14 protein-coding genes are annotated in these 8980 nt (G+C 53.8%); all 14 read right to left on the minus strand.

All coding sequences use genetic code 11. The features are described 5' to 3' along the window. Positions 1 to 368 (minus strand): tail assembly protein (locus tag AC4PR2_RS26860; RefSeq protein WP_492175770.1); only part of this gene is annotated, 368 nt, incomplete at its 3' end. A 169-nt stretch (positions 369 to 537) separates the two neighbouring features. Beyond that, on the minus strand, positions 538 to 1107 hold the full coding sequence (locus AC4PR2_RS26865) for a zinc ribbon domain-containing protein (protein WP_492175771.1): 570 nt from the start codon (positions 1105 to 1107) through the stop codon (positions 538 to 540). Positions 1108 to 1171: 64 nt separating this feature from the next. Further along, positions 1172 to 1879, minus strand: a complete 708-nt coding sequence (locus AC4PR2_RS26870) for a C40 family peptidase (protein WP_492175772.1) — start codon at positions 1877 to 1879, stop codon at positions 1172 to 1174. 8 nt (positions 1880 to 1887) lie between these two features. Continuing rightward, a complete protein-coding gene (locus AC4PR2_RS26875; RefSeq protein ID WP_492175775.1) occupies positions 1888 to 2640 on the minus strand; it encodes a phage minor tail protein L in 753 nt (250 codons plus the stop codon). A 9-nt stretch (positions 2641 to 2649) separates the two neighbouring features. Further along, a complete protein-coding gene (locus tag AC4PR2_RS26880) occupies positions 2650 to 2988 on the minus strand; it encodes a phage tail protein (RefSeq protein WP_492175773.1) in 339 nt (112 codons plus the stop codon). Then, positions 2988 to 5936 carry a phage tail tape measure protein gene (locus AC4PR2_RS26885; RefSeq protein WP_492175774.1) on the minus strand — a complete coding sequence of 983 codons (2949 nt, stop codon included), beginning with the start codon at positions 5934 to 5936 and terminating at the stop codon, positions 2988 to 2990. The genes AC4PR2_RS26880 and AC4PR2_RS26885 overlap by 1 nt, the downstream gene beginning before the upstream one ends. A gap of 232 nt (positions 5937 to 6168) precedes the next feature. Next, positions 6169 to 6528 (minus strand): phage tail protein, encoded by a 360-nt coding sequence (locus AC4PR2_RS26890; RefSeq protein WP_197835772.1) that lies wholly within the window; start codon positions 6526 to 6528, stop codon positions 6169 to 6171. A 9-nt stretch (positions 6529 to 6537) separates the two neighbouring features. Continuing rightward, entirely contained in the window at positions 6538 to 6792 is a 255-nt protein-coding gene (locus AC4PR2_RS26895; RefSeq protein WP_380829942.1) for an immunoglobulin domain-containing protein, read from the minus strand. 5 nt (positions 6793 to 6797) lie between these two features. Continuing rightward, entirely contained in the window at positions 6798 to 7253 is a 456-nt protein-coding gene (locus tag AC4PR2_RS26900) for a phage tail protein (protein ID WP_334273968.1), read from the minus strand. Between the two features lie 34 nt (positions 7254 to 7287). Continuing rightward, a complete protein-coding gene (locus tag AC4PR2_RS26905) occupies positions 7288 to 7692 on the minus strand; it encodes an HK97-gp10 family putative phage morphogenesis protein (RefSeq protein WP_033655097.1) in 405 nt (134 codons plus the stop codon). Beyond that, a complete protein-coding gene (locus AC4PR2_RS26910) occupies positions 7689 to 8078 on the minus strand; it encodes a hypothetical protein (RefSeq protein ID WP_213672758.1) in 390 nt (129 codons plus the stop codon). The genes AC4PR2_RS26905 and AC4PR2_RS26910 overlap by 4 nt, the downstream gene beginning before the upstream one ends. Further along, positions 8065 to 8403: a phage head closure protein gene (locus tag AC4PR2_RS26915; RefSeq protein WP_213672757.1), complete on the minus strand. Its 339-nt coding sequence runs from the start codon at positions 8401 to 8403 to the stop codon at positions 8065 to 8067. The genes AC4PR2_RS26910 and AC4PR2_RS26915 overlap by 14 nt, the downstream gene beginning before the upstream one ends. After that, positions 8400 to 8726: a head-tail connector protein gene (locus AC4PR2_RS26920; RefSeq protein ID WP_213672756.1), complete on the minus strand. Its 327-nt coding sequence runs from the start codon at positions 8724 to 8726 to the stop codon at positions 8400 to 8402. Before AC4PR2_RS26920 ends, AC4PR2_RS26915 begins: the two co-directional genes overlap by 4 nt. Positions 8727 to 8734: 8 nt before the next feature. Then, positions 8735 to 8974, minus strand: coding sequence for a DUF7210 family protein (locus tag AC4PR2_RS26925; protein ID WP_247209643.1), 240 nt, complete (start codon positions 8972 to 8974; stop codon positions 8735 to 8737). Positions 8975 to 8980: the final 6 nt, after the last annotated feature.

Raw genomic sequence — 8980 nt, forward strand, 5'->3', positions numbered from 1 at the left:
TTGTCCTGGTCTTGGCGCATGCGCAGTCCGCCTGCTTGAGGGGATAGCATTTGAACAACACCACCAAGGGCCATTGCTGCACCTGCATAAGCCATAGAAGCCCACCCACCCGTTGCCGAAAAAACACCAAGCCCAGCGGGTGAGAAGGCCATAGCCGCACCAATTAATGCCACCCCTAAAATAGTTTGGAATAGGCCAGCACGCTTGCTCCCAATCACAACGGGAACAAGGTGAATATCTTCCGTCCCTTTGGTTAGATCAAGCTCATCCTGCCCGACATTGCGTTTACCGACGAAAACTGAAAATGTCAGGCCACGCTTGTGCGCCTCAAGCATGTAACGTTCAAAGCCGGGTAACAGATTCTTCATCGCATCGATCGCCTTTGGTACCGTTGGCGCCCGATATTTAAATTCGCGACCGAACACACTAATCATAGGGCCGTGAAATCGTATAGTTCTTAGTGGAACCTCTAAAAACCCCATACTACCTCCAATAAAAACCTCGAAAAACGAGTTTTTTTCTAACAGAAGAAAAGTATTATTTTTTACTCTTTATCCTAATCAACTCACTCTCCAGATGCGATTCAAAATTTATTCCCATCTGCTTTCCCATAGTTTCCTTAAGCGTGCTAATTGTTGGTGCATTAGTTACCATCACAGAAAGAGCTTTGTTATTTGGCATTTCTAGGTGCATTTTCATTGCTATTTCTGAAACCACAGGCAGATTCAACACCTTCTTTCCATCAGAGTTAGTAATAACCAGTTCATTTGCACTATGCCCATGAACTTTTGGTAACTCACCTTTACTTAAGTGTTCTGAAACATCACTACCACAATGTTTGCACTTTAAAGCATCACGATTAATATCCTCTGCACAGAACGGGCATTTGACTATTTTATATGAAGGGATAGCCTTGCAAAACACAGAGATTATCAAACCACAAACAATGACAATGCCACCAATAATAATTTGATTTTGTTTATTTGCCATCAACCCAATGTTGTTTACTCTACCACCATATCCGGTTGCAACACTTGTATCAATATTTAAAGCTACGAGCACCCATATGACACCGACAGCTAATATTAAGAAACCAATATTTCTCATTTAACTAACACCTATCCGGACTAAAAAGTACCGATATGTTAACAGATGCCATAGAAACAATAAATTAGTACCTTAACGCCCTGAGCCTAACAATTTTGATCGTTCTTTCTTTCCAATAGCCACCGTAAGGCACCCGCTGACTAAGCATGCCGTACATGTGGTGCAACAGCATGCCGTCTTCGAGCAGAATACCGGCATGGTTCGCCACCGGCGCGGAAACCTGCATAATCACCATGTCACCCGGCATCGGTGGGCCGTCGAACTCTCGAAAACCGCAGTCGTGCCAGTTGTCCAAGTAGAGATTTTCGCCCCGTTCCCACCACGGATAATCAACGCGGTAATCCTGGAGCGCTATGCCGTGCTCCTGCCGGAAATAGCTCATGATCAGCCCCCAGCAGTCGGTATGACCCAGCACGAACTGGCGACCAATCAACGGCAATTCCCCGCGCGGCATGATAGTTCGCAAGTCCCCCTCTGGCCAGCTGGCAATCACCCAAGGCAACTCCATCGCGTCACATTGCGCCTTGTCCAGTTCGCTCGGCTGCGTGGTGGCATCCGGGTGACTGTGCACAATCATTGTGATCGTCCCCCACTCGGCGGCGGTCACATAATCCTCTGGCGACAGGTGAAACTGTTCGGTGGGATTATCCGACAGGTTACGGCAGGGAAAGTAACGCTCAACACGGGATTTCTGCGCCACGAGGCCGCAGCACTCGCGCGGATACTCAGCCTCGGCGTGCGCCATAATGGCTGCTATGGTTTTCTCTTTCATAACGCCACCTACTGCTTAATCAGGGCTGCACCAGGGAAGCCGCCGAACGGTAAAGGCTCAGTCTCACCAAAACGTTTTTGGCAATCACTCAGCAGCCCACCGCAGCGATCTTTACTTGGGTCATCCACCGGATTGCCCTTGTCGTCAAAATATCGTGAGCCTGCGTAATCGCAGCCCTTACCGGTGCGATACCATCCACGCGAACACCAAGTGCACAGGCTGTGGATTTGGCGGGTCGGGATGCGCAGCCCCCGAAGGTCTGCCGGGCTGGATAGTTCGAACTCCACCGCCTCATCGCTTTCCGTAGCTTTGCGATCGATGTAGAACACCTGTAGCTTTTCCTGCACCGGGTCAGCCATTGTGTTCCCTTCAGGGAAATTCCGGGCATCGAGGTAATGCACCAGCGTATCGTGAATCAGCACCTTCGCCTGCGCCATATCTTCAAACTGAAGGCAAAGCGCAGTGATCAGGCCGTTGATATTGGCGACCGTCAATTTCGGTTCTGTGCTTTGGCTGTCGGAGGATATTTCCAGTCCCTCAACGGAAAACGGCCACGGCCCATACTCCTTGCCCTGCCACCAGATCGATTTTGCGGGGAGTTTCGTTTCGTCCCCGCCAGCAGCGGCCAGTTCTTCCGGCGTATAGGGAAGCGTATCGCTGTGAAAGCGCAGAATATCAGCACCGAACTTTGTCCCGTCCACTTCAACAAGACGAACGCGATTGCCCGGCTCCAACTTCTGCAGGTCTGTATTCAACATGATTAATCTCGGTTAAACGTGGAAGGCCTCGGTAAACGTGGCCGTCAGTGAATAGTTGTCCCCGCCCATGGCGACCGGCTTATAGCCCTCGCAGCGGTACAGGCCGGGAACGTTGGTAGGAGGTGTCCATTGGAATGACTTCACCCCTTGATGATCTTCAAGAAAGACGATAATCGGCGTGATGTAGTTGTACTTGCCGATAAAGGTCAAATCCCATGAGCGAATGATCGGGTTGATGCCGTCGCCGGAGACCTGCATATAACCATCGCCGAACTGCGCTTTCCGGATACGAAACCGGGTATCACCGGCGGCATTGACGCGCGCCGGATAGTTGAAGGTCTTAATGGCCATTACATCCCCTTGATTGCTTTCCAGATAGGCTGGCCGGGCTTCAGATTCCGGTTGATGACCTTCTGGCTTTCCTGCGCGGCGATGTTGCCCATCTGCTTGCCGAACTCTTCCCAGCCCTGATCGGCCTGGGTATTCACGTTACCGCCGCCTTCAATGGTGATGTAGACGTTCGGCGCGGCAGCAGCCTGTTGTGGCATACCAATAGCCCGCACACCCAGTGAACCATCAGCCCCACGTTTGAGCGGCATGATCGCCTCCGGGCCAGCTTCGCCCATTAGGCCTGCGCCCTTAGCGAAAGCAAACATGGTGGGATTGCTGACGATCTGGCCGCTGTATGCGCTCAGTGATGGAGACGAATAAACGCCGCCTTTGGCGTTGGCGAACATCGGTACTTGCCCTGGGTCATTGCCGGAGGGGGCGAAGAAGCTCATTCCGGCTTTAAGCGCGTTGAACATCGCCATCTTGATCATCATGCTGGCGAGATCGGTCAGGACAGACTTGGCGAAGTCGTTAAAGCTGGCTTTGCCTATGGTGACGAAGTTGGTCAGCATACCGGTCATGCCGTCAAATGTTCGGGTGGTAGCGTCTTTCACCTGCCCATAAACGTTACCGGCATTGGCTGACCAGTCCATCATTCCCTTTTTCAGCCCTGCGGTGTAATCGCCCTCGATAGCCGCTTTTTCCTGCGCGGCATTGCGCACGATATCCAGTTGGCGCTGCTGCTCACTGGCGAGAATGGCCGTCTGTTGCATGTACTGCTCGGACGTTTTGTCCGTCACTTCCTTATCCAGCTGCAAGCGGTGTTGCTGGAACGACTGCCGGATTTGCTGCTCAGCCACCATCTGATCGTAGGCATCAGTGGACATGGTCATCTGCGCGTTACGGTTGGCGTATTCCTGCTGTTTCGAGGCCGTTTCCATCACCAGGCTACGGGTTTGTTCCAACAGTTTTTTGCCAATCTCCCTTTCGCGGTTTGCCTTTTCCAGCGCCACATTCTCGGTTAATTGCGCCCTGATCTGGTCTTGCATGGACAACAGGCTTTTTTGACCGGCGGTCAACTTCTTACCCTGAAGCCCTGCAATCTCCTGATCGAAGGCCACCAGCTTTTTCTGCGATTCGGTCAGTTTGTCGGCATCTTGCGCCTGCGCGCGCAGCACGGAGGATTGTTGCTGCAACTGTTGCAGACGCCTTACGCCTTCACTATCGCTATACGCAGCCCCTTTAGACTTTGTGCCATACTGCTTGTTAATGCCCTTCAACGCCTGCGCATATTCGTCTGCCGTCAGTTTCCCGGCCTTAAACTGCGCCGATACAATCCCCGTTAGTCGAGCCTGTTCCTTTTTAGGATCAGCACCAGCCTTAATAGCAGCAGAAACTTCATTCTGTAACTTAAGCTCTTTCCGGGCGGCTTCCTGTTCCTGCTGCCGCCGCTTGTATAGCTCTTCGTTGGTTTTCTTCACCTCGTTAGCGGTATCGTTACTGATATCCAGCTTAACGCCCTGCGCCAGTGCCTGCGCCTGGCCGGTTTTCATGTGTGCCTGACCGATGATATCGAACGCAGACGCCACTTCATTTTTCAGCGACTTCCAGATAGACGCCAAGCCGCTGACGCTGTTCTCCTGCTCGGTGACTTTGGCTTTCACATCATCAAGGTATTTCTGCTGAAGTAACGCCGTCGCTTCACTGGTTTTGCCCTGCCTGGACAGCGTGGCGATATGATCGATAAACGTGGTGTTGAGCTGAACGCCCTGATTGGTCAACGCCTCCATTGCCTTGAGAGGTTCACCGCTCAGGCTTGATAGCGTCGAAACAAGATCATCGGATGACATACCCAGCTCGTTCATCCGTGTGCCGGTTTCAGCTATGTCCGACAGCATATTGCCACCGAATCCCGCGCCGGCGGCGCTGGTGACAGCCTTAACCGCATTCTCTGTGCCGCCGAGCGTCATCGTCAGCATGCGCAGATCATTCACCGTCATAATGGCCTGAAGCCCTGACTTTTGAAGCGCTGCGGTATATGCCTTGGTCTCTGCCTCCCCTTTTTGGAACGCGGTATACAATGCCGTGGCACCGGCAACCGCCGCCATGATGCTTAAGCCAACCGGGCCACCCAGCAGGGCCAGCGCACTTTTCATCAGGTTGGTGCTGACCGCTGCCGCGCGCGCTGTAAAGGAAACCTCCTTGTTGGCCACACTGATTTGGTTCAGGGAGGAAAGCAGATTGGTTTTTCCCTGGGCTTCGGCAACATCTGCCGCCAGTACCGCTTTCGATGCCTGCGCCATTTTTTCCTTGGCGCTGACCTCAGCAAGATCAGCCTCGCGCACCTTGCGGTGAATGTCGGCATACTCTTTCTGGTAGCTGACCGAAAGGCCGTAAAGCTGGTTTTCCTGATTTTTTGCCGCATAGAAGCGCGCCATTTCCTGCGCCTGCTCGCGGGATGCTTGTGCCTGTTCACGGGTTCGCTTAGCCGCGTCGAACTGCGCCTGAGCCTGCTGGCGTGCAGATTGCGCCTGTTCAATCTGGCCCTGCGCCGCCTTGTTAAACTCAAGGGCAGCAGCCTTTGCCGCTTCGCGTTGGGCTTCCCAGCCGCTAGTCAGTCCCTTAAAACCGATGAAAGTGCGATCGAGCGTCGGAATTAACGTATTGGCCAGCGTGCTGACCGCGATGTTACTCCCACCGGCCAGACCGCTGATCACACTTCGCAGCCCTTCGAAGCCGCCCTGGCTGGCGCTGAGCGCACCACTCAACGAGTTAAGCTGACCGCCGGTGCGCTTCGCCTGATTGCCTATCTGGGTCAGTGCTTCGGTGGTTTTCTGGCTTTCCTGCTGCGCCTTGCCCGTGAAGTTTTTTGACGCGGTTTCTGCCGTTCTGAATGAATCGACAATTTGAGATTTAAAACTGGCGGAATTTAGGTGCAGCGCTACCGCCAGAGTAGCTACATCGGCCATTACATGAGCGCTCGCATAACGGCAGCACACTGTTCATCAACATCAGATGCGACAGGGGCTGACAGATTGACAGGGGGCGGGTTAGCAGTATCGGACGTTGCCTTATCCACCAGCGAATAGAACGCCTCCCAGTGCTGGATAATGGAGGCCGGGAGGGCTGCAATTTTTCTGACGTCAGGCTCACCGAAGCGATCGGCCAACTGATAGATCAGCCATAGCCACGGTGAGTGGGTCAGTTTTTTTCGGCTTCCTCCAGCGTGCCGTAGCTGTGATTCTGGATAGCGCGGATTGCATCAAACAACGCCGCGTTATCATGAGCGGCCAGCAGTTCCGCTGGTGAAGGCAAATCAGACGCAGGTACTGATTTACCCTGCTCGTCAACCAGTGCAGAGAGGATCAACTGAGCGCCCAGCAGTGTTGCTGACTTTTGGTCACTCTCTGCCTGCGCCTTTCCAAGCCCTTCGTCGTAATCCATCAGTTCACATACCGTCAGGCGGCGAATATGTACCGGTACGCCAAACAGCGTATGCGGCACAGCCGTATTGATGGGTTGAAGCAGCGCGGTCTTGAGGTTGATTTTCTTCTGGGTCATGCCATGTCCTTACTTAATCGTTACGGTTGCGGTTGCGCTGTTGACAGTGTCTGACCGCTCGGCAGACAACACCACGCGATAAGCGCCTGCATCCGCCGCCACAACTGAGTTTTTGGTATAAGTGGCAGAGGTTGCACCGCTGATAACAGTGCCGTTTTTCTGCCATTGGTATTTAACGGGCTTGCCGTTACTGGAGGTAGCCGCAACAGTCAGGGACAAATTGCCCCCGACTGCCAGATCAGCGCTCTTCGGCTGGGTAGTCACGCTGATCACACCTTTGGGGCCACAGCTCCCCAGGTGTTGCTGTTCTGCTTACCCTGCACCGTGATCTGAATGACTTCACTCGCCGGGGCGGTGATCTCGTTCATCTTCCAGCCAGACAGCGAAAGGATCGAGGTGGAGGTACGACCGTTCGGCAGCTCAACATAAAATTGAACGGTTTCACGGTTGTCCGCAGCGGTCAGGAACGCCGCAAAGCTTTCATCTGCCGGGTTATCAATAAACCCGATCGACTTTTCTGCGCCTTCCGGCAGGTCGGAGATAAATTGCTTGGTGGTGTCGATAAGGGTCGTGCAATCGACAAAACTGCCGGTCTGCCCCATCTCGCCCACAGCCTTACAGTTTACCAGCGCCTTCATGGCCGTCGGTGCTGCGCCGACAGCGCCCCACTTAACAACCGTGCCAGCCGGAAGCATGGCGTACTCTGGCGACGTTTTATCAGCCATAATGTCCCTCACTTAATGATTGTGGCAGCGGTCGCTACCGGTTTTCGATGCCGTAGCGGAGTTCTGCCGCCAGGATGCGTAATACGCGGGTTTTGTTGTAATCGAGTGCTGGACGGATAAACGGTGCGGCAACCTGCTTAACCGTGCCGAATTCCTGCGCCAGCGCCTTCATGTGATGCTTCTTGCTCGGGCCGACCTTGAATGTCATTACCGTCAAATAGCGGGGATCGTTCATGCGGCTCGTACTGCGGATTTTTATGTCGTCCCGCATGTGCGGCCCGGTGCTACTCTCATCAAAACCGGCATGCTGTTTCATGTCTTCCAGCACCGGCTCCAGCGCCGCTCGTCCGGCATCTCGCAATACCTTGACCGCTTCATCCCCCATCGCCTTTAGCTGGCGCTCCAGAGAATCCAGGCCCGTAACGTTTATGCTGATCATGTGGCGTCCTCCGGGTAACAGATGACGTAATCACGCACAAGCCGGTACTGAACGCTGTTGTTGGTGAGTGTGGTTGCCCCCTGTTGCATCGTGCCGCGTGTCACCGTATGAACGGGCCAGCGGCCAATATGCCCATGCTGAATGCTCTCCCAGGCGGCGCAGATAGCCTTATCCAGTTCAATCAGGCGCGCGTAATCGTCGATGACATAAAGTGCGACCTGAAAACGCCCCTGAATCAGTGCCGTGCTGGCTAGCCCGGTATCAACTTTCGGGTTGCTGACCTTCTGATACGTCACGCCTTCCTGTTCCGGGTCAGGCAGCAGCAGCGGGTACACTGGCAGGCTCGTTAGTGCTTCCAGTGCCGCTTTGATTTCATACTCGATCATGACGAATATCAGCCTCCGCCGTAATTAACAGCCGATCTCGCTGCGAACGATCTGGCGCACGAACGGTAAAGGTTCGCTGCTGAAAAACCACCTGCCAATCTATGGTAATTTCGTCCCGTGGCCGGAGCGTGAAAAGCATGGTTTCCACCACCTGCCCCTGTTCACCCGTGCGAATTTTTCGGTTGGAGATCGGCTCCGCATCGGCCCAAACCTCGGCGACAAATTCAAAGGATTTGACCGGTGCGCCGGTCTGCTTATCGCGAAGCGTAACGGGGCGTAGAAGCTTGATGCGAAACTCCAGCGAACCTGCGCGTAATGATTTCATAAGCCGTAAATCCGATAAGGTTGGAGTAAAGACTCAACAGCCAGCGGCAATTTTGATGCCGACGCGCCAACTATCACGGCCTCACGGTTCGCGTACAAATGACCGATAAGCAGTAACATCGCGGTGCGCACGTCGTCCTCCAGCAACAGGTGATCTTCGTCGGCATCGTAACCGGGGTCGGATTCGCTGGCGTAAAGCGTGCGGCGGGTGTACCTCTCCACATGCTTTTTCGCCGCACCGATATAGGCGCCTAGCAGGGTGTCATCCGCACTGAAATCAGGCTCCAGTCGGCAATGCTCTTTCACCAATTTCAGTTCTAACATGGCTCACCTTACTTTTTGGATTTCTTGATTGGCTCTGGCTGCTCTGGCTGCTCTGGCTGCTCTGGCTGCTCTGGCTGCTCTGGCTGCTCTGGCTGCTCTGGCTGCTCTGCAGGATTGTCATCACTCACCTGCTCGGCATAGCCTTTTTTGATCAGCTCGCGCCCGTGAAGCTCCTGTGTTTCGAACAACTCGCCGTCATTCACCACCCGGCTACCGAACAAGATCGGTACAAGTGCTTTAACTTTCATGGGTAT

It is taken from the genome of Serratia sp. A07, from assembly GCF_058725505.1.